Source organism: Thauera humireducens, assembly GCF_001051995.2.
In the GTDB taxonomy this organism is placed as follows: Bacteria; Pseudomonadota; Gammaproteobacteria; order Burkholderiales; family Rhodocyclaceae; genus Thauera; species Thauera humireducens.
Window position 1 is genome coordinate 1,209,748 of record NZ_CP014646.1, and the last position, 23,133, is coordinate 1,232,880.

A 23,133-nucleotide genomic window follows, 5' to 3' on the forward strand; every position below is an offset into this window, starting at 1 on the left:
CAGGAGTTGAACACCATGAACTATTCTCGGCGAGGTTTCCTCAAGGCCATGGCGGCCATGTCGGGCAGCGCGCTGGTCGCGCCCGGCCTGCTCACCGCCGCCCCGGCCTTCGCGGCTGGCGAGGCCACCGCAGTCAGCGACGACATCACCACCTGGAAGATCAGCGGCTCGCACTTCGGCGCCATCCGCGCCAAGGTGGTCGGCGACCGCGTGGTCGATATCCGCCCCTTCGAGCACGACAAGCACCCGACGGAGATGATCAAGGGCCTGCTCGGCCTGATCTACAGCCCGTCCCGCGTGCGCTACCCGATGGTGCGCCTGGACTGGTACCGCAAGCGCCACCTCAGCGACACCAGCCAGCGCGGCGACAACCGCTTCGTGCGGGTGAGCTGGGACGAGGCGCTCGACCTGTTCTACGAAGAACTCGAGCGCATCCAGAAGGACTACGGCCCGTGGGCCCTGCACACGGCCGGCGTGGGCTGGCGCTCGGTCGGCCAGGTGCATAGCTGCGGCAACCACATGGTGCGCGGCATCGGCATGCACGGCCGCAGCGTCGGCACCATCGGCGACTACTCGACCGGCGCCGGGCAGATGATCCTGCCCTACGTGCTCGGCTCGACCGAGGTGTATTCGCAGGGCACCTCCTGGGACGTGATCCTGCAGGAGAGCAAGCTCGTCGTGTTCTGGGCCAACGACCCGATCAAGAACCTGCAGGTGGGCTGGAACACCGAGACCCACGAGTCCTACGCCTACCTCGAACAGCTCAAGGCCAAGGTCGCCGACAAGTCGATCCAGGTGATCTGCATCGATCCGGTCAAGAGCAAGACGCTCAACTACCTCGGCGCCGCCGAGCACCAGTACATCAACCCGATGACCGACGTGCCGCTGATGCTCGCCATCGCGCACACGCTGGTCAAGGAAGGCCTGCACGACCAGAAGTTCCTCGACACCTACACCCTCGGTTTCGACAAGTTCCTGCCCTACCTCGAAGGCAAGACCGAGGACCAGGCCGAGAAGACGCCTGAGTGGGCGGAGAAGATCTGCGGCGTGCCCGCCGATCGCATCCGCGAGCTCGCACGCCTGATGGCCAAGCATCGCACCCAGCTCATCTTCGGCTGGGCGGTGCAGCGCCAGCAGCACGGCGAGCAGCCCTACTGGATGGGCGCAGTGCTGGCGGCGATGCTCGGCCAGATCGGCCTGCCCGGCGGCGGCATCAGCTACGCACACCACTACAGCTCGGTGGGCGTGTCCTCGTCGGGCGCGGCCATGCCCGGCGCCTTCCCGCTCAACCTCGATCCGGGCCGCAAGCCCAAGCACGACAACACCGACTACAAAGGCTACAGCGCGGTGGTGCCCATCGCGCGCGTGATCGACGCCCTGCTCGAGCCGGGCAAGGAGATCGACTTCAACGGCGGCAAGGTCAAGCTGCCGCCCTACAAGATGGCGATCTTCAGCGGCTGCAACCAGTGGCACCGCCAGCCCCAGCGCAACCGCATGAAGGAAGCCTGGCGCAAGCTCGAAACCGTGGTCGCCATCGACTACAACTGGACCGCGACCTGCCGCTTCGCCGACATCGTGCTGCCGGCGTGCACGCCCTTCGAGCGCAACGACCTCGACGGCTACGGCTCGTACAGCAACCGGGGCATCATCGCGATGCAGAAGCTGGTCGATCCGCTGTTCCACTCGCGCACCGACTTCGAGATCTTCCGCGGCCTCACCCGGCGCTTCAACCGCGACGCCGAATACACCCGCGGCATGGACGAAATGCAGTGGGTGGAGAAGATCTACGAGGACTGCCGCAAGGAAAACGGCCTCAAGGACATCGCTATGCCGCCCTTCGCCGAGTTCTGGAAGCAGGGTTACGTGCTCTTCCCCGAAGGCAAGCCCTGGGTGCGCCATGCCGACTTCCGTGACGACGCCGAGGTCAATGCGCTCGGCACGCCCTCGGGCTTCATCGAGATCTTCAGCCGCAAGATCGACCGCTACGGCTACGCCGACTGCAAGGGCCACCCGGTGTGGATGGAAAAGACCGAGCGCTCGCACGGCGGCCCCGGCTCCGACCGCTTCCCGCTGTGGCTGCAGTCGGTGCACCCGGACAAGCGCCTGCACTCGCAGCTGTGCGAATCCGAGCCGCTGCGCGGGACCTACACCATCGCCGGCCGCGAGCCGGTGTTCATCGGCCCCGAGGACGCCGCCGCGCGCGGCATCAAGCACGGCGACCTGGTGCGGGTGTTCAACGACCGCGGCCAGTTGCTGGCCGGCGCCCACGTGTCGGACAACTTCCCGCGCGGCGTGGTGCGCATCCAGGAAGGCGCCTGGTACGGACCGACCGGACCGGAAATCGGCGCGCTCGACACCTACGGCGACCCCAACACACTGACCCTCGACATCGGCACCTCCAGCCTGGCGCAAGCCACCAGCGCCAACACCTGCCTGGTGCAGATCGAGAAGTTCGTCGGCACGCCGCCGAAGGTCACCTCGTTTGGCGGACCGATCGAGGTCGATCCTGAAGGCAGGGAGGTCAAGCCCGCATGAATGCCCCCGAGCAGACCACCCTCGATCGTACCGAGTGGCAACTCGCCAGCGCACAGCGCGGCCGGCTATACGGCTGGTTCTCCGCGCTGTACGCGCTGGAGGTGTCCGACGAGATGTTCCAGACCCACTTCGCGAACGGGCGCTTCGCCCCGTTCGCGGGCCTGGGCGAGCTCGGCCTGACGGCCGAGCTGACCCGCCTCGACACCGCCATCGCCTCGCTGCGCGCGCTTCCCCTGCCACGGCTCGAGCTGGCTGCCGATTACGCCCAGCTCTTCCTGCTCGACGCCAAGACCGGCGCCCTGCCCTATGCCTCGGCGTATGAGAGCGAGGACGCCGCCGCCCCGCTGTATGGCGCAGCCGAAGCGCGCATGCGCGAATTCCTTGTCGCCCACAAGCTCGCGATCGAACCCGGTTTTCGCGAACCCGCCGACCACCTCGCCGTGCCGCTCGCCTTCATGGCCGATCTCGCCGAACGCGACGCCACCCGTGGCGACATCGCCCGTGCCGCGCAGGACCAGGTCGACTTCCTACGCAGCGCGCTGCTGGGCTGGCTGCCCCGCTTCGCCGAACGCTGCCGCCAGGCACGGCCGCAGTTCGATTTCTACCCGGCCCTGGCGATGTTGCTGCTCGGCTTCGTGCGCGCGGATGCGCTTTTCCTCGACGACGTCGCCGGCAGCGTTCGGCCTGCGGCCTGATCCGGCTGCGGGCCCGCTCCGGACGCCCCGGAACGGGTAATATGCGACGATTTCGCACTGCGGGCGGGAAAGCACATGGAAGCATTCGTCTGGGACCAGAACTTCGTCACCGGGCTTACACAGGTCGATGAGCAGCACCAGGAACTGGTGAACCTGTTCAACGCGCTCAACGACTCGCTGTTCTCGACCGACGTTCGCCGCGAAGCCCTGCTCGAAGAAACCTACCGCAAGGTTATCGACTACACCCAGCACCACTTCCGCGACGAAGAACAGGTGATGCGCGACACCGGCATCGACGCGCGGCATCTCGAAGCGCATCAGGCATTGCACGCCCAGTTCGTCGAGCAGCTTGGCGCCATATGGAGCCAGCGCGCCACACTGGTCGAGCACCCGGAGACCATCGTCGGCTTTCTCACCTCCTGGCTCGGGCTGCACATTCTGGGCGTCGACCAGTCGATGGCGCGCCAGATCGCCCTCATCCGCGCCGGTGTCTCGCCCGCGGTCGCCTTCGATCAGGAAACGGCCGCGCACGATCGCGCCACCCGGGCGCTGATCCAGTTGGTCGGAAAGCTCTATCAGGTCCTCACCCTGCAGAACACCGAACTCGCCAAGGCCAACGCACGTCTGGAAGAACGGGTGCAACAGCGCACCGCCGAGCTCGCCCAGTCCAACGCGGAGCTTCGCGAAGCCAACGAACGCCTCGAGCTCTTTTCCCAGACCGACGGGCTGCTGCAGATCGCCAACCGCGGCTACTTCGACAAGCGCCTCGTGGAGGCCTGCAGCGATGCCTTCCGCTCCCGCTCGCCGCTGGGCCTGCTGATGATCGACGTCGACTTCTTCAAGCGCTACAACGACCACTATGGCCACCAGGCGGGCGACGCCTGCCTCAAGCTCATCGCCGCGACCGTCAGCGGCGCCATGCTGCGCGGCACCGACCTGCTTGCACGCTACGGCGGCGAGGAACTGGTCGTGATCCTTCCAGACACCGACTGGCAAGGCACGCAGCAGGTCGCCGAGCGCGTCCTCGATGCCGTGACTGCGCTCGCACTGCCGCACGCGCACTCCGACGTCGCCGGACACGTCACCGTCAGCATCGGCGGCACCAGTCGCATTCCGTCCTATGGCACCGCGGGCGAAGCCCTGTTGACGGAGGCCGACGCCGCCCTCTACCGGGCGAAGGAAGCGGGCCGCAACAGGGTGGTAATGGCCGCCGCGGAGGCAGCCGGCGCAGCATAGCGCAAGCCATCATCGCGACGGGCCGGCTACAATCCTCCGGCGCAATCCCATATGCATGGCCGCCCTGTGACTTCGCCATCCGCCCCGCCCCAATCCGCCGACGCCGCGGCCCCGCAAGCAATCGACGCCTTGATCGCCCGCTGGCGGCACGCCGGCTGCACACTCACGCCCCGCGCCCGCGTGCAGGCAGCGCTCGATGCGACGAAAAAGCTGGGCATGCTGGCCCAGGAGGACGGCACGTATTGGCTGCAGGGGGTGACGGAGCTTCTTAGGGTGCTTAAGTGCATCTACAAAAAACTTGCATTCACAAATTAACGTATCTACATTAAAATAATCAACATGCGGCTGATCTGGGATGAGGCGAAGCGCCAGGCCAATCTGACCAAACACGGGCTGGATTTTTCCGCAGCAGGCGAGGTGCTTGAGTCGCGCTATCGGCTGGAAATTCCAGTTCGACGCGCAGGCGAACGCCGCATGATGTCGATTTCTTACGCACTAGGCTTTCTGGCGGTACTGACGGTGGTACATATCGGGCGCGAAGGTGCAACGCGTGTGATCAGCTTTCGCCGGGCAAGTCGGGAAGAACGCGAGGTATACGATGAGTGGCTCGAAAACGAATGCGATGAAGCGTAAGGCCGTGCTGGAGGCGGTCCGTGCCATGGCGCCGGCGCAGGATTTTGTGTGGGACGGTTCGGATGAGGATGACCGCCCCGCTACTGCTGCCGAGTTGGCCGCAGGAGTCGAGGCTTCACGACGCAAGCGCGGACGTCCGGCCGGCTCGGGCACCAAGGAGCAGGTCGCTATCCGCATCGATCACGACATCCTCGAGGCCTTCCGCTCAGGCGGACCTGGATGGCAGACGCGAATGAATGACGCGCTGCGCGAGTGGGTCAAGACGCATCCAGCGCCTTGATTGGCCGATCGGTCACGCATCGTCCCCAACTCCTGCACACCAAGTTTGCGCCATGACCACCCCCTTCCTCCCCGTCGCCCTAGAACACGCCAGCCGCCTCATCAACCACGGCCCCACGGTGCTCGTCACCAGCGCCCATGGCGGGCGGCGCAACATCATGGCGGCGGCGTGGTCGATGCCGGTGGAGTTCACGCCGCCGCGGATCGCCATCGTGATCGACAAGCACACCTTCACCCGCGAGCTGATCGCGGCCAGCGGCGCCTTCGGTGTGTGCATTCCGGGCGCGACGCTGGCCGACCTGACCTATGCAGTGGGCAGTTGCAGCGGGCGTGAGGGCGACAAGTTCGCACGCTTCGGCATCGACGCGACGAGCGGCCCGGTGCTCGGCGTGCCAGTGCTGGAGGCGGGCTGCGCGGCGTGGATGGAATGCCGCCTGATTCCCGAGCGCTACACCGAAGACGCCTACGACACCTGCTTTGCCGAAGTGGTCGCCGCCGCGGCGAACCCGGCAGTGTTCTCCGACGGCAAGTGGAACCTGCACGCCGATAACGCGGCGCTGCACACCCTGCACCACCTCGGCGCCGGCAATTTCGCCTGCGCGGGCACGGTCATCCAGGCCAGGCCCTTGTAGGCGTGGCGCCGCGCCTCGCGCGCAGGCGCACTTCCGCCTTCCAGCCCACAGCGCACCGACGCGGTTCAGGCCTCGGCCAAGCCGGCCACAGTAAGCTCGATCCGGCAGCGGACCAGTTCGGCGAGCACAGTCAGCCCCTGCTCGATTCCCGACTCGTCCGCATGGCTGAAGTTAAGCCGCATGGTGCCGTGGGCGGGCACGTCACCAGCGAAGAAGAGCTCACCCGGCATGAAAGCCACGCCGCGCTCGATCGCTTCGGGCAACAGCGCGCGGGTATCGATCGGGGCCAGCAGGTCGAGCCAGAAGAAGAGCCCACCGGGTGGCGTCTGCCAGCGCGCGAGATCGCCGAAGTGGCGCTGCAGCGCAGCGGCAAAGAAGTCGCGCTTGCGGCGATAGGCGTCCACCACCCGCCGCATGCGCTCGGCGCGGTCCGGCGAGCGCAATTGCGCCAGCACGACATGCTGGCTCACGCGGTTACTGTGCAGGTCGGCCGCCTGCTTCAGGCGCACCAGCAGCGGCATCAACTCGGGCGAGGCCACCAGGTAGCCCAGGCGCAGGCCCGGCGCGAGCGTCTTGGAGAAGGACCCCTGATAGATCCACGGCGCGCGTTCGAGCCGCGCGCACACTGGCGTGCGCTCGCAGGCATCGTAGGCCAGGTCGCGATACGGGTCGTCCTCGAACAGCGGCACGCCCAAGGTGTCACAGGCGCGCGCCAGGGCGTCGCGCTCGGCGGCGTCGTAACAGTGACCGGTGGGGTTCTGGAAACTCGGGATCGCGTAGGCCAGCGCAGGCGGCGCATCGGCATCGAGTCCGGCCAGCGCCTGCCGTGGCCGCAGCGGCGCAAAACGGGCGCCGAAGAAGCGGAAGACCTGAAGCGCGGCGAGATAGGTCGGTTCTTCCACCGCCACCATCGTGCCGGGGTCGATGAAGAGCTTCGCCACCAGGTCGATGCCCTGCTGCGACCCCGACAGCACCAGCACCTGTTCGGCCGTGCAGCGCAGGCCGATGGCGTTCACCTCGGCCGCGATCCGCTCGCGCAACGCGGGCTCGCCTTCGCTGGCCCCGTACTGCAGAACCTCGCGCGGCAGCGGCAGGCCCGACAGGTCCGGGAAGCTCTCGGCCGACGGCAAACCGCCTGCGAACGAGATCATGCCGGGGCGATCGATGACTGCGAGGATCTCGCGGATCGCGGAGGGCTGGAGGCGTTCCACCCGCTCGGAGAGCTTGGGCTGCTGTCGGCTGTTCATGGTTAAACGTCAATGTTGTTGACCTTTTTGCACGATAGGCGTGCCCGACCTATCATGTCAACATGATTGACCCATTATTGCCTGCCGCCTTGATGCCTGACCCATTCGACGACAGGGACCCGCGCCGCGCGATCGAGCGCTTCTATTTCGCCTACCGCGCCTTCACCGCCGGTGCCGACCGCCTGCTGGAAGCGCGCGGGCTCGGGCGGGTCCATCACCGCATCCTCTACTTCGTTGGCCGCAATCCGGGGATGTCGGTCGGCGCGCTGATCGACGCCCTGGGCGTGAGCAAGCAGGCACTCAACGCGCCGCTGCGCATGCTGCTGGACAATGACCTGATCCGGGCCGAAACCTCGCCCGATGACCGCCGCGTGCGGCAGTTGTCGCTCAGCGCAGAGGGCCAGGCGCTCGAAGCGCAACTCACCGCGATCCAGACCGACCTGCTCGGCCGCGCCTTCGCCGATTGCGGCAGCGCTGCGACCGATGGCTGGCATGCCGTCATGAAACGGCTCGCCGCCAGCTGAACCGACCGGGCGCCGGCATCCTAGCCGGTCGCCATCATCAGCACCGGCGCACGCTCGCCGCCGGCGACCTTGACGCCGCTGCCCGACTGCTTTGCCGCCTTCTTGGCGGCCGCTGCGGCGGACGCAACCTCCTCCGGCCCGAGGAAGCGGCCGTCGCTGACCGGTACCACCCCCGCTGCAATGGTGGTGAGCGGGAAGAAGACCTTGAAGCCGCGCCGGTCCTCGCTCTCGAAGCCATTACGGGCCAGTTCGCTGTCATCGAACAGTTCCCGCGCCCGGCGGTTGAAACTGTGCACGATGCGCTCGCAACGCTGCTGCCAGTCTTCGCTCTGGAACAGCACCACGAAATCGTCGCCTCCGACATGGCCGACGAAGTCCTGCGACAGGTCGGCATGCGCCACGATCAACTGCGCCGCGAGCTTGATCATCTCGTCGCCGCGCCAGTAGCCGTAGAGATCGTTGTAAGGCTTGAAGTTGTTGAGGTCGAAATAGGCGGCGGCAAAGCTCACGCCGGCGTCGAGCAGGCGGCGGATGTGCTCGGTGATGGGGATGTTGCCCGGCAGGAAGGTGAGCGGGTTGGCGTGGCGCGCTGCCTCGATGCGTCGCTCGGTGACGGCGCGCACCAGGCTCTCGCCGGTGGCCAGCCCGGCGTAGCGTCCGTCCTCGGTGAGGATGAAGCCTTCGTACAGGTAGCGCTGGTCATCGCCGGTCAGCACCGCGATGAGCGAGTCGATCGGCGCGCTGGCTTCGACACGCAGCGGCGTGGCGTTCATGAACAGGGTGCAGGGTCGGCGGCCGTAGATCTCACGCGAGTAGCGCTGCGCAAACTTGTCCACGAAGTTGCGCCGGTTAACCAGACCCACGGGATAGTACTTGTCGACCACCGCCACCGCCTGCAGATCGGGATGGTCGGTGAAGAGCTGCATCAGGTCTTCGTTGCAGGCGCTCGCGGCAATGGTGGGCGCGGGCACCTTCAGGCGCCCGACCGTTTCGGCCATGTCCGGCCGCGGCGCGGAATTGGGCAGCACCGAGATCTTAGACGACTGCAGCACCGCCCGTGCCGCCTGGCAGAAGTCGGCGTCGGGACAGGCCGTGGGCCGCCCGAACAGGTAGCCCTGGCCGAAATGGCATCCAAGGTCGCGCAGCACGGCCAGTTCTTCGGCCTCCTCGACCCCTTCGGCCACAAGCGGCGTGCCAAAGGCCGTGCACAGGTTGAGGATGGCGCGCACGACTTCGACGTTGCGGCTGTCACGATGGATGCCGCGCACGAAGAACTTGTCGAGCTTCACCACCTGCGGCTTGAGCTGTGCCCACAAGCGCAAGCTCGAGCGGCCGTCGCCGAAATCATCCAGCGCCAGTCCCACGCCCTGCCCGGCCAGGGCCGCAAAGGCGGTCTGCAGGGCGGCAGTGTCTTCCACGCGCTCGTGTTCGGTCAGTTCCAGGATCAGGCGCGCGGGTGACAGCCCGGCATCCACCGCGCACCGCAGCAGTTCGCCGCCGCCTTCGCGGCCAAACGCGGTGATGAGCGGCGCGCTGAGGTTCAGGAACAGCTTGCCCGGAAGCTGCAGCGCGGAGAATTCGCGAATGGCGCCCTTGCACGCGGCGATCTCGAGTTCGCTGGCCAGCCCGCAGTGCTTGGCCACCCGCAGCAGGTCATCCGGCCTTTCGAGCGCGCTGCCCGCCGGGCCGCGCATCAACGCCTCGTAGCCAAGCACCGTCGAGCGCGCCATATCGACGATGGGCTGAAAGACAAAGTGCAGTTTCTGCTGCTCAAGCAGCTTTCGCAAAGTTACGGCGAGTCCCGCATTGTGCAACATGTCTTTTCCGGTCTAAGAGGGACGCCGAAGTGTGCCGTGGTCAAATTAAGTTTCTATGACCACAGCCCGCGCCGGGTCGACCAGCAGCATCGTCACCGTGACGTCCTTCACGCCGGCTTTGCTCCCGCAGCGCTTGTCTCCTACAACTGAAACATGGTGCGCAGGCCTTGCTGCACCGGAAAACACAGACACGGGAGGGGGCGATGACGATTCAGGTCGGCGGTCAATCGAAGCGGATCGGGCTGGCGCTGTCGGGCGGGGGATTTCGGGCAGCGGCGTTTCACCTTGGTGTGTTCCGCAAGCTGCAGGAAGCGGGCCTGCTGTGGAAGCTCGACCTGCTGAGCTGTGTCAGCGGCGGCAGCATCGCCGGCGCCTTCCTCGCCAGCCACTGGGGCGAGGATGACGCGCTGGACAAGCTGGAGCGTTATCTCGCGAGCACGTCGATCGCGGTCTCCTCGGTGATCGGCGGCGTGCTCGACCCCTTCCACAGCCGCCTCGACAAGCTGGCCGCCAGCTACGAGCGCGACCTCTACGGCAAGCGCGCGCTGGGCACGCTCAAGGACGGCCCGCGGCTCTACATCAACGCCACCAACCTCGGCACCGGCAACATGTTCTTCTTCGTCACCGGCGGCAACCTGCCGGCGGAGATGGGCGAATGGCAACTGGGCGCCGCGCCCGCACACGACTTCCGCCTGAGCCGGGCGGTGGCGGCCTCGTCGGCCTTCCCGCCGGTGTTCCCGCCGCTGCGGGTCGACCAGAGCGAATACCCCGCGGCCGGCGTCGACTACGTCACGCTGTCCGACGGCGGCGTGTATGACAACCTCGGCGTCAATCCGCTGCTGCGTGCGCGCAATGCGCTCGACTACGTGATCGTCAGCGACGCGGGCAAACCCTTCCGGGTCGACGAGCGACCGACCGAAGCCGGTTCTGCCGTGCTGGTCGCCGCGCTGGACATCATGATGGAACAGGTGCGCGGCCTGCAGTTCAAGCGCCTCGAGTTGAACGCGGCCAAGGCGGGCGGCGCAAAGCCGGCGTGGTTCTCGATCGACAGCGAGGAAGGCCAGGCGCAGCCGGGCGATGCGGTGTTCGCTTCATCGATCGGCACCAACCTGAAGAAGCTCGCCCGCGCCGAGATCGACGTGCTCACCCGCCACGCGGGCGCGCTCCTGACCCATCGGCTGCACACCTACATGCCCGAACTGCTGGGCGGCTGAAGGCACAGGCACACGCTGACCGACGGCACGCCCCGCAGCGGCGGCATGCCGTCGCCCACCCCGATCCCGCCTGCAGGAGAGACTGCGATGGACGACGATTTCGACTCCGCCCTCGTCGAGCCGCTGCTCCAGTTCGCCCATGCCGACCCCGAGCCGCAGGTCTGCCTCGCTGCGCTCGAGGCGGTCACGCACTTTCCGCTCGACCGGCACCAGTGGCAGTCGGTTGCGGATGCGGCGTGGCGCGTCGTGCAATCCGAACCCGCTGCCTCACCGGCGCGCCGGGACGCGCTCGCCTTCGCCGCGCGAATTCCGCTGCGCTCGCTGCGCGAGCACCTGCGCAGCCGGGCCAACGACGACGCCGAGCCGGACCGCGACATCATCGCCGAGGCCCTTGCAGTCGTGGCCGACCCGAGCCGCATCGCGCCGCTGGTGGCCGGACTGGCTTCGGGGCATATGGAAAACTATCGCCCGCTGGCGGCCATGCCGCTGGAGGACAGCGGCGTGTCAGCCGCGGACCTGCCCGCACCGGGGCCACAGTACGGCGATGACGCGCACTTCTGGCGCGCCCTGTGCCTGGCGCGGCTGGGCGACTTCGCCGAACTGGGCGCGGTGTTCGCCAGCGACGACATCCTGCCCCCCCTGTTCTGGGGCGCGCCCTGGACCGCCTATGCCGCGGTCGAGGCCGTTCGCCCGGTTCCGGACGCAATGCGCGACCACCTGCTTGCCGTGCTCGCCCAGGTCGACGCCGACGAAGCCGCCGGGCGAATCAGCAACGGCGTGGCGCGCGCACTGCGCCTCACGGCCTGGGCCGCAACCGGAACGGCAGACGCCGAAGGCGGAGCGATGCGGCCACCGCATCCGCCGCACCCGGTCAGCCTGCCGCCCGAGTTCGACCCACCCGCGAAGGCGGCCGAGCTGGCTGAACGACAGCTGCAGGCAACCGCGCCCGGGTTCGACGACGCCCAGGTGGGCTGGATGATCGCTCGCGAATCCGCAGGCGACTACATCCCCGCCCTGCTCGCCGTCGATCGCGCCAACCTGGCGCCCGAGGCGCGCGTTCGCCTGATACAGCTGATCGGATTCGCCGCCGATGCCCAGACCGGCCGCGCCCTGTCGCCCTATCGTGGCGCCGGCCCTGCCGCAGGCGGCGGCGAACGCCCTGCGCTGATCGAGGATCAGCACCAGGCTGCGGCCCCACCCATGGGCGGTCTGGATGAGTTCAGGGTCGCGGAAGAGGAAGGCGGCGGCAGCGGCTTCGAAAGTCTGGACGAGGGCTTCGATGACCGCGATGCCGGCTGTGTCGTGGACCTGGACGGCATCGGCGCATCCGTCTCACGCGGCGGCCATGTCGCCACGGGGCACGTTGCCGCCGGACAGGTGACGGCGGACGCGACATCGCTGCAGGAGCAACCCGACGCGCAGGACAAGCGCCGCGTCAACGCCCTGCTGCTGCATGACGAGCGCAGCCACCACTACTTCGTCGCCGGTGCCACCAACACCGTGCGTTGCTGGATCGGCCTGCCGCAGGCCGGCATCCCGACCGCCAACGCCACGATTCCACAGCTGAGGCTGCCGCCCGAAGGCCTGGAGCTGGTCGTCGAGCTATGCTGGATCGGCAAGCGCGATGGCCAGCCCGACCGCCACGGCAACGGCCCGGCCGGCCGTCTGCATCTGCCGGCCAAGCGTACCGCGCGCAGCGAGGACTGCGATCTCGGCATCGACGTCCCCGCCGACATCGACCGGCTCGAGGCGGACATCGTGTTCACCTTCATGGGCAAGGTCTTCGAGGCGGTGCGCGTGAGTGCGCCGGTACTGCCCGTCGGCACCACGGAAGACGGACTGGCCGCGCCGTCGATCGAGGTGCAGTTCGGTCAGCGCGAGGTGATCCGCCTGCAGGAACGCACACCGGTCAGCGCCACGCTCACCTTCGGCCCCGGCTACATGCAGATGTTCGACGGCAGCGGCGGCAAGATCTTCGACCTCGGCAACACGACGCCGCTCACCACCTTCCTCAACGAACAGCTGTTCCTGAAGGAAGCCTCGCTGGTGCGCCGCCGCAGCCAGCAAGGCGTGCAGGAAGGCGAGGCGCTGCTCGACGTCGACGACCCGGACGTGATCGAGCTGTTCGGCAACCTCGCACGCCACGGCGCTGCGCTGTACCAGAAGCTGCGCGGACAGGGCTTCAGCGACCCCGGCGACCGCATCCAGCTCATCAACAAGGACGAGAGCCGCCACGTGCCGCTCGAGTTCGTCTATGACCGCGGTTTCCCCAAGAAGGGCGCGCGTTTCTGCAGCGGCTGGCGCGAAGCGCTGACCGGCGACGGCTGCCGCTGCCCGAGCTGCGATGCCACGGGCGGGACCACCGGTGGCAGCTGGAGCGAAACCATCTGCCCGCTCGGCTTCTGGGCGATCCGCAAGGTCATCGAACGCTTCGACAGCGCGCACTTGCAGGATCTGTCGCTGCCCGCGTGGCGCCGGCGCGACCTGCGCCCGCTCGACGCCGCGCTGTGCGCCAGCACCGATCGCGTGCCCGCCGAAGAACGCGCCGCCCTGCGCGAAGCGCTTGCCCAGAGCGTCACGGCCCCCACCATTGCCGCGGACTGGGACGAGTGGGAGCGCACACTCGCGGCGAAAAGTCCGCCGCTGCTGATCCTGCTCGCCCACCACGATCTCGACGCCGGCCTCGACTACCTGGAGATCGGCGACAAGACGCTCGACGAACACCGGCGCTGGCGCTACCGCCCGCAGCTCAATGAGGCGCTGATCAACCCCGCCGCCATCGAACCCGGCCCCATCGTGCTGCTGCTCGGCTGCATGACCGCGACCGATGTCGCCGAGACCGGCTATGGCAGCCTTGCCAGCAACTTCAAGGATTTCCACGCCAGCCTGGTGCTGGGCACCATGGCCAAGGTGCTCGGCCGCCACGCCGGTCCACTCGCCTGCGAACTGCTCGCCGAACTGGCGGCGGTCGACACGCCGGACGCCGACTTCGGCAGCGTGCTGCGCCGCGTGCGGCGGCGCATGCTGGCGCACGGCTTCCTGATGGTGCTCGCCCTGGTGGCCATGGGCGACGCCGAATGGCACCTGCCCACACGCCACCCGGCAACCCACTGATTCCGGAGCCCGCGCCATGCTGCGTCTCGAGATGCTTCCCGCCGCCCACGGCGACTGCCTGTGGATCGAATACGGCAGCGGCACCGCCGTCCACCGCATCCTGATCGACGGCGGCCCCGCCCACACCTACCCTGCGCTGCGCGAGCGCATCCTGCATCTGCCGGCCAACGAGCGGCGCTTCGACCTGCTGGTGATCACGCACGTCGACGCCGACCACATCGAAGGGGTGATCCGCCTGCTGCTCGACGCCGAAGCCCTGCACTGCCGCTTCGACCGCATCTGGTTCAACGGCCGCGACCAGCTCAACGCCGTGCCCGACCCGGCGGGCGAACCGCTGGGCGCACTGCAGGGCGAGATCCTCGGCGTGCTGATCGCCGACTACGAGGCCCGCACCGGCAGCGCGGTGTGGAACCTCGGTTTCGACCAGGCGCTGGCCGCCATCGACCGCCGGCACCCCACCTTGCCCGCGGTCGACCTGCCCGGCGACTGCCGGCTGACCCTGCTCTCGCCCGACCACGAGCGCCTGCTTAACCTCAAGGACCGCTGGAAGAAGGAGCTGGACCGTGCCGGCATCGCCTCTGGCGACGTCGCTGCCCTGCGCACGCGGCTTGCCGCCAGCCGCAGCCTGCGCCCGCTCGGCGACGTGCTCGGCGCCGAGGACAAGGCCGACGAAGTCGAAGCGATGAGCGGCCGCCACGAACTGCCCGAGGACGACGACAGCGACCTCGGCGCCGAGCTGGAGGACACCCTTGGCCGCGGCAGTGGCGAGCCGGGTGCCGACGCTCCCTTCGGCGGCGACACCAGCGCGGCCAATGGCAGCAGCATCGCGCTGCTGCTCGAATACCCCGCGACCGCGCCCGAAGTGCGCCTGCTGCTGGCTGGCGATGCCTGGCCGGGCGTGCTCGAGACCTCGCTCGCCACCCTGCTCGGCGATCCGGCAAAACGCTTCACGCTGGACGCCTTCAAGCTGCCCCACCACGGCAGCGTCGCCAACCTCAGCCCCGGCCTGCTCGACCGCCTGCGCTGCAGCCATTACCTCGTGTCGACCAGCGGCGCGCTGTTCCGCCACCCGCACAAGCGCGCGCTCGATCTGATCCTCGAGCACCATGCCGCTCCGGGGCGTCCCACGCTGCACTTCAACTACCTCACGCGCTGCACCGCCCCGTGGAGCGACACCGCCGACCAGGCACGCCGCAGCTACCGCGCCCTCCACCCGAAGGGCCATGCCGTTTCATTCTGAACCCGTCCGACGCCGCCCCGCCGCCCCTGAGTCGACACCCTGCCCCCGAAAGCCATGCCGCTGACCGGGAGCGTCAATCGTCGCTCCAGAACTGTCGACGGGCGGGATGCGGATGGGATGCCGGGGCGGGAAAAGTGCCGCAGCCGGTGTCGATGCCCGTTTGATCCGTGTTCATACCCGCGGCGGCGGAGTCGGGAGATCAGGTTAATATCCGGCGTCACGTATTTGCGGCAATGCAGCATATGAACGATTTCTTCCCGATCACGAACCCGGTCGTGGTCTTCGCCCTCGTCGCCGTCATCATCCTGCTCGCCCCCATCGTGATGGGGCGCATGCGCATGCCGGGCATGATCGGCTTGCTGCTGGCGGGAGCGATCCTGGGGCCCAACGCGCTCGGCGTGCTCGAGCGCGACCAGTCCTTCGTGCTCTTCGGCACGGTCGGCCTGCTCTACATCATGTTTACGGCGGCGCTCGAGATCGATCTGGCCATCCTGAAGCGCTACAGCGTTCATAGCGTGGTGTTCGGGCTGGTCACCTTCGCGATCCCGCAGGGCCTGGGCATGCTGGTCGCGTACTACGTGCTCGGCTTCGCGTGGCCGGCGGCGATTCTGCTGGCGAGCATGTTCGCCTCGCACACCCTGCTGACCTACCCCATCGTGAGCCGGCTCGGACTGACACGCAATCAGGCCGTGACGACCGCCGTGGGCGGCACGATCGTGACCGATACCCTGGCGCTGCTGGTGCTGGCGGTGATCGCCGGCATGACGCGCGGCGAGGTGGACGAGAGTTTCGCATGGCAGCTGGGGCTCAGCCTGACGCTGTACGTCGCGGCGATCCTCATCGGCCTGCCGCTGCTGGCACGCTGGTTCTTCCGCCGCGTCGCGCGCGATGGCGTGGCCGAGTTCGTATTCGTACTGGCGACCGTGTTCGGCTGCGCGGCGCTATCGCATGTCGCCGGCTCCGAGCCCATCGTCGGCGCCTTCCTCGGCGGGCTGGCGCTGAACCGCCTGATTCCGCACAACAGCACGCTGATGAACCGGATCCAGTTCACCGGCGATGCGCTGTTCATCCCCTTCTTCCTGCTCTCGGTCGGCATGCTGCTCGACCTGAGCGTTTTCGCCGGCGGCGCCCGGGCGTGGCTGGTGGCCATCTGCATGCTCGCCACGGTGCTGGTGGCAAAGTGGCTGGCGGCGGAGACAACGCGCCCCCTGCTCGGCTACAGCCTGGATCAGGCCCGCGTGGTGTTCGGGCTGAGCGTCCCGCAGGCGGCGGCAACGCTCGCCGCGACGATCGTCGGCTTCGAGATCGGACTCTTCGACGACACCGTCGTGAATGGCGCCATCGTCATGATCCTGGTGACCTGCTTCTGGGCCCCCATCGTCGTCGATCGACACGGGCGCAACCTCGTCCAGGCGGAGGCCGGACTTGCGGCGGAAGCGCCGGTGGCCAAGCAGCGGATCCTGGTGGCCTGCTCGACGGAAAGTTCGGCCCGGCCCCTGATCGATCTGGCGATCCTCATGCGCGATCCGGCGCAGGCGCAGCCCGTATATGCGCTCAACGTCGTCGAGGACGGCGACGACGCGGTCAGGGGTGTCGCCGCGGCCGAACGCATGCTCGACGCGCTCGTCCCGCAGCTTTCGGCAGCAGGCGTCCCGGCGCAGCCGGTCACCCGCATCGACCTGAACACCGCGGCGGGCATCCTGCGCGCCCGGCGCGAACTGCACGCACGCAAGGTCATCGTCGGCTGGCGCAAGCGCAGCATCGGCACCGAGTTCTTCTTCGGCTCGATGGTCGAGCAGCTGCTGCAGGACGGCCAGTACCTGCTGATCGCCAGCCGCCTGCGCGAACCGCTCAACACCTGCAAACGCATCGTGATTGCGCTGCCACCCCACGTCGAGAATGAAGACGGCTTCATCGACGGGATGCGGACCCTCGGACACCTCGCGCGGCAGCTCGGCGTCGGCATGCTGATCCTGTGCGAGACCGCGCATGAGGCGGGCGTGCAGCGTCGTCTCAAGGCGCTGCGTCCGGCAATCGAGTTCAAGCTCCAGCCGATCGCGGCGTGGAGCGGCGTACTGCGCGCCCTGTCCGAGCTGGCGCGCAAGGATCAGCTGATGGTGTTCGTCGGCGTCCGTCCCGGCGGCTACGCCTGGCGCACCTCGCTCGGCACCCTGCCGGAGCGGGTGAGCCGGCTTTCGCCGGACTTGAACATGCTCGTGTTCTACCTGCCCGAGATGAACGAACCGGACGACCTGGCATGACGATCCACGACACCCTCCCCGACACCCCGGCGCTCGAGATCGAGACGGGTCCGAACCCGCAGGTCACCGTGATCTGGATGCACGGGCTGGGCGCGGACGGCAGCGACTTCGCGCCGATCGTCCCCGAGCTGAACCTGCCCGAATCGCCTGCGGTAAGGTTCATCTTCCCGCACGCGCCCTACCGGCCGGTGACCTGCAACGGCGGCTACGTCATGCGCGCCTGGTACGACATCGTTTCCCTGGCGCCGGGCAGCCGTGAGATCGACGAACCCAGCCTGCTCGAGTCGCGCGACAGCATCCGCCAGCTGATCGCGCGCGAAGCGGCCCGGGGCGTCCCGAGCGAGCGCATCGTCCTCGCCGGCTTCTCCCAGGGCGGCGCCGTCGCCTACCTGGCCGGCCTCACGCACCCCGCGCCACTGGCCGGCATCATCGCCCTGTCGACCTACATTCCGAGCCCCGCCCTGCTACTCGCCGAGTTCACCGCGCCGAACGGCCGTATTCCGGTATTTGCGGCGCATGGCACCGACGATGACGTCGTCTCGCTCGAGCTCGGCGAACAGGCGCTCGAGGTGGTGCGCGGGATCGGCGTTGCGCCCGAGTGGCGCACCTATGCAATGCCGCACTCGGTGTGCCTCGACGAGATCGCCGACATCGGGACCTGGCTGGCGCGCATCATCACCGAGGCGTGCCGGCCCGCGGCTGCTGCTCCCTGACGCGTCCTGGCGGGGCCAGAACGGCACCCGCGGCTACAATCGCTCCCCATCCTCCCTCCAACACTCAGAACCCCAAAACAAGAGGAAGCCGTGCGCAGTCGTTTCGTCGAACTATCCGACACAAGCAAGGGCCTGCTGGCCGCGCTGGTCGTGGTCATCTGCTGGTCGGGCTTCAACATCGTGTCGCGCTTCGGCAGCACGGCGACCTTCACACCCTTCGATCTCGCCGCGATGCGCTATGGCGTGTCGGGTGCCCTCGCGCTGCCCTTCTTCCTCAAGCTCGTGCCCCCGCGGGAGTGGCCGCGCCATGCGGTACTGGCCCTGGTCGGCGGGCTGGGCTATGGCCTGCTGGTGTATTCGGGGTTCGCTTTTGCGCCGAGCGCACACGCGGGCGTGTTCGTGAATGGCGGCATCCCGTTCTGGACCGTCGTCATCGTCGCCGTGATGGCGGGCTTTCACGTCGCGCGCCAGACCGTGATCGCCTTGCTGCTGTCGAGCGCCGGACTCGTGCTGATCGGATTCCAGAGCCTGTTTTCCGCATCGGCCCAGGACGAATGGATCGGTGACGGACTCTTCCTCGCTGCCGCCCTGAGCTGGGCCGTGTTCGGCCTGTTGATGCGGCGCTGGCAGATCCGTCCGCAGCTGGGCATCCTCGGCATCGCGAGCTTTTCGCTCGTCACCTACATGCCGATCTACCTGCTGTGGCTGCCGGGCAACATCGCCAACGCCGGCTGGGGCGAGATCGGGCTGCAGGCGGTCTACCAGGGCATCATCGCCGCGCTGCTGGCGGCGGGCATGTACAGCTACGCGAACCAGAAAATCGGCGCCTGCCAGGCGTCGATGATGCTCGCGCTGGTGCCGGCATTCTCCGCGATCGGCGGCTGGCTGATCCTGGACGAAGCACTGGGCATCACCACCGTGATCGGCATCGTCGTCGTCTCGCTGGGCGCCCTGCTCGGCGCCTCGCCGCCGGGCTCGATGGCACGTCTGTTGTCTTCGGGATTGCGATGAGGCCACCAGCCTCCGCCCGGACCCGCCGGGTCGCTGCGATCCCGCTCGATGCAGCGCGCGGCATTTCCGCCCGGATGCAGGCCCCTGACGTCTTCGCCTGACAATTCGTCGGAGCCCGCATCACATGACAGCCAGGGTCACTCGCGCCGCGCCCAGATCCCTTGGATCGCCAGTTCGAATCCCCCGAACTGGCGATCCGCGATCATTAGCCCTACCTGTTCGATAGTCGCACCGCGCAGCGCCGGCGCGTCCGGGACCGCGCGACCGCGCCAGGTGGGCAGAAAGTCGGCCAGGGCCAATGCCTGCCGGATCCAGCGTCCATCGGGAGGCGCGAAGGCGGCTTGGTAATTGACACCATCGAAGCCGCGATCGATGCGCAGGTTGAGCTTGTAGCGGCGGCCGTCCCCGCGCACGACGAGCTCGATGGCTTCGATGTCCCGCGCCGATGGCGGCGAAACCGATGCACGCACCGAGGCGAAGCCGCCGTTGTTGTCCGGCGAAACCTGCCCGCCGAACACGGCATGGCCGGCCGGATCGAAACGCAGCGTGCTGCGCGACACACCGCCCATGACGCGATCGTCGATGGCGGACCAGGCAGAGACCGCTTCGGGGCGATCGAACAGGAAGAGCGTTTCGGGCATGGCGGGATTATCGCGCCGATGGTCGGTATTGCGATGTGTAGCAGGATTCTGAGGCGCATGGCGAAGTATGGACTCCCGTCGCGACCACCTAGTCCGATACCTCATGATCGGTTGATCCTGCGATAAGAACAACTCACTTGCCGGACTCGGCCCAATGCAGCGCAGATGCGGCGTGCGTACAAAAAAACGGCCCGCCGAAGCGGGCCAAACCCGAAATCACCCCCGCGCCTTCCGGCGCGAGAGGCAACCACGACGCACTTCCTGATTTCGGGAAGGGAGAACTATTCGGGCGCGACGCTGCCTCGGACTCAGGCCTTGGCCGAATCGCGCCGAAACACCAGCGGCGCGCCGCCGTGGGAACGCTTGACCATCCACTGCGCGAGCGCCGAATCCATGTAGTCGGCGTGACCGGGGAACCAGTCCATCAGCGCCTGCGCCAGTTCGCGCACGATGCCAGAATTGCCGTCGGCGAGCGCCTGCTGTACCTCGCGCACCGAGGCCAGCACCTTGGCGTGCTCGTCGATGTGACAGTCCCCAGCCGGAAAGTCCGTCGTCCGCATCCAGCCGTCCTCCTGCTCGAAGTGGGCCACGGCATGCGCGGCAAAGGCGTCCAGGGCTTGCGCCAATCCGTCATCCGGCGTTGTCAGCAGGGCATCGACCAGCGTCACGAACTCGCGATGGGTGTCATCCATCGCCGCGTAACCGAGCAAATACCTGTCCGTCCAGTCGAATCCCGCCTGCATTTCCGTCATGTCTGTCTCCGAAGATCACCGGACGCCTCGCCCGGCTGTCAGCTGCCGAGCCCCACCGGGGCTGGCGCCATGTTCACGATGCGGGTGAACAGCGCGGCATACTCGCCGGCCGCACCCTGCCACGGATTATCGTTGGCCAGGAAGGCGGCGTCGATCTCGGCCCAGTCTTCGGCGGTGAGGTGCTTCCGGGCGAGGGGAAAGACCAGGTGCTCCTCGGTGCTCATGTGCTGCCACTCGAACTCGATGTAGGCCTTCAGCGCCGCCTGGTACGCAGCAAAGGCCGACTCGCCCTCACGACGGTAGGTTTCCAGCGCTGCACGCAGCGCGGCGATGCGGGCGTCGCCCTGCGTGTGTTCCTGTTCGAGCTGCTCGATGACGGGCAGCACCTCGTCGCAGCGCTGGCGCAGCCTGGCGAACAGGTAGGCGTTCTCCTTCGGGTGGTGCACCTTCTCGGGCACGTTCTCGATGTAGTCGATCATCGATGTCATCAGTTCGAAGTCGGGCGTCAGCCGCCCGGCCTCGATCCCGCTGGCGAGCGCGCGCAGGCCGCTCAGCATCGCCGCCAGGGCGCGGTGCTCGTCGTGGATAATGTCCAGGGATTTGTTGGGTTCTTCGCGCGATCTGGGGGAAGTAGTGGTTGACGGTTCGGAGGTTGGTAGATTGGCAGTCGCCAAACAAACCGATCCCCTTCCTCTTCCCCGTCATGCGCGATGCTATGTTGGGCGTGGTCTTCTGGGAAGGCCGCCTCGTCGATTCATGCCAGGAGCGAGCCGACGGTTCGCTGCTTCTCACCCTCTCTGAAGACCCCTCACACCGCGCGCGATGTGGGCGCTGCGGTAGCGACGGTGTTCTGCTCCACGAGCGCCGGCGACGCCGGGTGCGCGATCGAGACTGGTTCGATCGACGCGTCTGGCTGGATGTGCCGATTCGCCGCCTCGACTGTTACCAGTGTGGCGCACGGGCGGCCGAGCGCCTGAGCTGGCTCGACACGGGTGAGCGCATCACACACCGATTACGCGCCTGGATCGAGGCGCTGGTGCAGATCCTGCCGATCGCCCACGTCGCCCAACTCACGGGCTTGCACTGGCACACCATCAAGCGCATCGACCATCGGCGTCTGCAGACCCGGTATGGCGCTTTCGATGCGCAGGGCGTGCGTCGGTTGGTGATGGACGAGTTCGCGCTGCACAAGGGGCACCGCTACGCGACGGTGATCATGGATGCTGAACGTATGCGCGTGTTGTGGGTCGGCGAAGGCAACAGCCGCGAGGCGATCCGGCCCTTCTTCGAATTGCTGGGCAAAGAGGGCTGTCAGCACATCGAGGCGGTCGCAATGGACATGAACACCGCCTTCGATCTGGAGGTGCGCGCCCATTGCCCGAACGCCGAAGTCGTCTATGACTTGTTCCATGTCGTCGCCCGCTTTGGTCGGGAGGTCGTCGACCGGGTGCGCGTCGATCAGGCCAATGCCTTGCGCAGTGCGCCCGCACAACGTCAGGTCATCAAGCGCTCGCGCTGGTTGCTGCTGCGCAACCGCGACAACCTGGGCAACGAGCAGGTGGTCAAGCTCGAGGAACTGCTGGCGGCCAACGCACCGCTGGCTACCGTCTATCTGCTGAAGACCGCCATCAAGGAAATCTGGTTTGCGCCATCGATCAGAGACGGCGCCCGAAGATGGAAAGACTGGTACCGCCTGGCGATCGAAAGCGGCATCGCGCCGGCGATCGCCTTTGCAAAGCGACTCCGAAAGTACCTGCGTGGCATCCTCGCCTCAGCCATCTTTCCCTTGAACACCAGCATTCTCGAGGGCGTCAACAACCGCATTAAGGTCATCAAGCGTATGGCCTACGGGTTCCGGGATTCAGCCTATTTCTTCCTGAAGATCAAGGCCGCCTTCCCCGGAAAGGCGCGATGAACCATTTGTTGCTCATGGTTGGGTTCCTTGCGAACGCGGTTCGGGACTCAGACGCCGAGGTGCTTCTGGATCAGTTCGGGCTGGGCGCGGATCTCGTCGCTGCTGCCATCGAACACCACCTGCCCTTTCACCAGGATCATCGCGCGGTCGCAGATGCTGGTGACCGCGCCGTGGTTCTTGTCCACGATCACGGTGGCGATGCCGGTCTTGCGGATCTCCTTGACGATGCGCCAGATCTCCATCGCGATCAGCGGCGCCAGGCCTTCGGTAGCCTCGTCCAGGATCAGCAGGTCCGGGTTGGTCATCAGCGCGCGGCCGATGGTGAGCATCTGCTGCTCGCCGCCCGACAGCTGCCAGCCACCGTTGTTGATGCGCTCGCCCAGGCGCGGGAAGGTCGCCATCACGCGGTCGAAGGTCCATTCGCGGCGGCCGTCGATGCCGGACCGCGCCGACATCAGCAGGTTCTCGCGCACGGTCAGGCTCTTGAGCGCGACCTGGTCCACGTGACCATCTACGTGGTCGGCCTGCAGCCCGAGCAGACCGCGCGCATCCGCGAGATCCGCTCGGCCTACTTCGACCCCGAGAGCCCGCCCGCCGTCACCCTGCTCGACATCGAGCGCCTGGCCTTCCCCGGCCTGCGGGTCGAAATCGACATCATCGCCGCACAGTAAGTC

21 protein-coding genes and 1 pseudogene are annotated in these 23,133 nt (G+C 67.4%); 16 read left to right on the forward strand and 6 right to left on the reverse strand.

The window, feature by feature from the left end; genetic code table 11:
- The first annotated feature begins 15 nt into the window (after positions 1–15).
- From torA to AC731_RS05735, 7 genes are all read left to right on the forward strand, one after another.
- Positions 16–2,535 carry a trimethylamine-N-oxide reductase TorA gene (gene torA / locus AC731_RS05705; RefSeq protein WP_048703930.1) on the forward strand — a complete coding sequence of 840 codons (2,520 nt, stop codon included), beginning with the start codon at positions 16–18 and terminating at the stop codon, positions 2,533–2,535.
- Positions 2,532–3,230, forward strand: a complete 699-nt coding sequence (torD, locus tag AC731_RS05710) for a molecular chaperone TorD (RefSeq protein ID WP_048703931.1) — start codon at positions 2,532–2,534, stop codon at positions 3,228–3,230. The genes torA and torD overlap by 4 nt, the downstream gene beginning before the upstream one ends.
- Before the next feature lie 75 nt (positions 3,231–3,305).
- Positions 3,306–4,466 carry a GGDEF domain-containing protein gene (locus tag AC731_RS05715; protein ID WP_048703933.1) on the forward strand — a complete coding sequence of 387 codons (1,161 nt, stop codon included), beginning with the start codon at positions 3,306–3,308 and terminating at the stop codon, positions 4,464–4,466.
- A gap of 129 nt (positions 4,467–4,595) precedes the next feature.
- Complete coding sequence (locus tag AC731_RS05720) at positions 4,596–4,781, forward strand: hypothetical protein (RefSeq protein WP_156480653.1); 186 nt, start codon at positions 4,596–4,598, stop codon at positions 4,779–4,781.
- Between the two features lie 24 nt (positions 4,782–4,805).
- The gene (locus tag AC731_RS05725; protein ID WP_048703937.1) at positions 4,806–5,099 is read left to right on the forward strand and encodes a BrnT family toxin; all 294 of its coding nucleotides are present in this window, start codon (positions 4,806–4,808) and stop codon (positions 5,097–5,099) included.
- Positions 5,089–5,379, forward strand: a complete 291-nt coding sequence (locus tag AC731_RS05730; RefSeq protein ID WP_156480654.1) for a BrnA antitoxin family protein — start codon at positions 5,089–5,091, stop codon at positions 5,377–5,379. Before AC731_RS05725 ends, AC731_RS05730 begins: the two co-directional genes overlap by 11 nt.
- Positions 5,380–5,431: 52 nt before the next feature.
- Positions 5,432–6,010, forward strand: a complete 579-nt coding sequence (locus AC731_RS05735; RefSeq protein WP_048703942.1) for a flavin reductase family protein — start codon at positions 5,432–5,434, stop codon at positions 6,008–6,010.
- Positions 6,011–6,075: 65 nt separating this feature from the next.
- Here AC731_RS05735 and AC731_RS05740 read toward each other — a convergent pair whose 3' ends face one another.
- On the reverse strand, positions 6,076–7,257 hold the full coding sequence (locus AC731_RS05740) for an aminotransferase-like domain-containing protein (RefSeq protein ID WP_048703944.1): 1,182 nt from the start codon (positions 7,255–7,257) through the stop codon (positions 6,076–6,078).
- Positions 7,258–7,349: 92 nt separating this feature from the next.
- Between AC731_RS05740 and AC731_RS05745 the strand changes: the two genes are divergently transcribed.
- Positions 7,350–7,781: a MarR family winged helix-turn-helix transcriptional regulator gene (locus tag AC731_RS05745; protein ID WP_048703945.1), complete on the forward strand. Its 432-nt coding sequence runs from the start codon at positions 7,350–7,352 to the stop codon at positions 7,779–7,781.
- Positions 7,782–7,801: 20 nt separating this feature from the next.
- Here the strand turns inward: AC731_RS05745 and AC731_RS05750 are convergent, their stop codons facing one another.
- A complete protein-coding gene (locus AC731_RS05750) occupies positions 7,802–9,598 on the reverse strand; it encodes an EAL domain-containing protein (protein WP_048703947.1) in 1,797 nt (598 codons plus the stop codon).
- A gap of 203 nt (positions 9,599–9,801) precedes the next feature.
- On the opposite strand from AC731_RS05750, the gene AC731_RS05755 reads away from it, so the two are divergent.
- The 6 genes from AC731_RS05755 (at position 9,802) to AC731_RS05780 (ending at position 19,151) form a co-directional block, all read left to right on the forward strand.
- The gene (locus AC731_RS05755; RefSeq protein ID WP_048703949.1) at positions 9,802–10,812 is read left to right on the forward strand and encodes a patatin-like phospholipase family protein; all 1,011 of its coding nucleotides are present in this window, start codon (positions 9,802–9,804) and stop codon (positions 10,810–10,812) included.
- A gap of 87 nt (positions 10,813–10,899) precedes the next feature.
- Positions 10,900–13,926: a hypothetical protein gene (locus AC731_RS05760; RefSeq protein WP_048703952.1), complete on the forward strand. Its 3,027-nt coding sequence runs from the start codon at positions 10,900–10,902 to the stop codon at positions 13,924–13,926.
- Between the two features lie 16 nt (positions 13,927–13,942).
- Complete coding sequence (locus AC731_RS05765) at positions 13,943–15,166, forward strand: ComEC/Rec2 family competence protein (protein WP_048703954.1); 1,224 nt, start codon at positions 13,943–13,945, stop codon at positions 15,164–15,166.
- A gap of 242 nt (positions 15,167–15,408) precedes the next feature.
- On the forward strand, positions 15,409–17,427 hold the full coding sequence (locus AC731_RS05770; RefSeq protein ID WP_048703956.1) for a cation:proton antiporter: 2,019 nt from the start codon (positions 15,409–15,411) through the stop codon (positions 17,425–17,427).
- The gene (locus tag AC731_RS05775; RefSeq protein ID WP_048703960.1) at positions 17,424–18,140 is read left to right on the forward strand and encodes an alpha/beta hydrolase; all 717 of its coding nucleotides are present in this window, start codon (positions 17,424–17,426) and stop codon (positions 18,138–18,140) included. The genes AC731_RS05770 and AC731_RS05775 overlap by 4 nt, the downstream gene beginning before the upstream one ends.
- Positions 18,141–18,230: 90 nt before the next feature.
- Entirely contained in the window at positions 18,231–19,151 is a 921-nt protein-coding gene (locus tag AC731_RS05780) for a DMT family transporter (RefSeq protein ID WP_048703963.1), read from the forward strand.
- A gap of 137 nt (positions 19,152–19,288) precedes the next feature.
- On the opposite strand, the gene AC731_RS05785 is transcribed toward AC731_RS05780, so the two are convergent.
- From AC731_RS05785 to AC731_RS05795, 3 genes are all read right to left on the reverse strand, one after another.
- Positions 19,289–19,792: a CIA30 family protein gene (locus AC731_RS05785; protein ID WP_048703965.1), complete on the reverse strand. Its 504-nt coding sequence runs from the start codon at positions 19,790–19,792 to the stop codon at positions 19,289–19,291.
- Positions 19,793–20,100: 308 nt separating this feature from the next.
- Complete coding sequence (locus tag AC731_RS05790; protein ID WP_048703967.1) at positions 20,101–20,544, reverse strand: bacteriohemerythrin; 444 nt, start codon at positions 20,542–20,544, stop codon at positions 20,101–20,103.
- Between the two features lie 38 nt (positions 20,545–20,582).
- A complete protein-coding gene (locus AC731_RS05795) occupies positions 20,583–21,101 on the reverse strand; it encodes a hemerythrin domain-containing protein (protein ID WP_048703970.1) in 519 nt (172 codons plus the stop codon).
- Between the two features lie 146 nt (positions 21,102–21,247).
- Here AC731_RS05795 and AC731_RS05800 point away from each other — a divergent pair, with 146 nt between their 5' ends.
- Positions 21,248–22,459 (forward strand): ISL3 family transposase, encoded by a 1,212-nt coding sequence (locus AC731_RS05800; protein WP_418081595.1) that lies wholly within the window; start codon positions 21,248–21,250, stop codon positions 22,457–22,459.
- Between the two features lie 47 nt (positions 22,460–22,506).
- On the opposite strand, the pseudogene AC731_RS05805 reads toward AC731_RS05800, so the two are convergent.
- Positions 22,507–22,941: pseudogene (locus AC731_RS05805) on the reverse strand (ABC transporter ATP-binding protein); the annotation flags it as partial.
- A gap of 21 nt (positions 22,942–22,962) precedes the next feature.
- Between AC731_RS05805 and AC731_RS19480 the strand changes: the two are divergent.
- Positions 22,963–23,130 (forward strand): Rid family hydrolase, encoded by a 168-nt coding sequence (locus tag AC731_RS19480; protein WP_048703976.1) that lies wholly within the window; start codon positions 22,963–22,965, stop codon positions 23,128–23,130.
- Positions 23,131–23,133 lie beyond the last annotated feature (3 nt).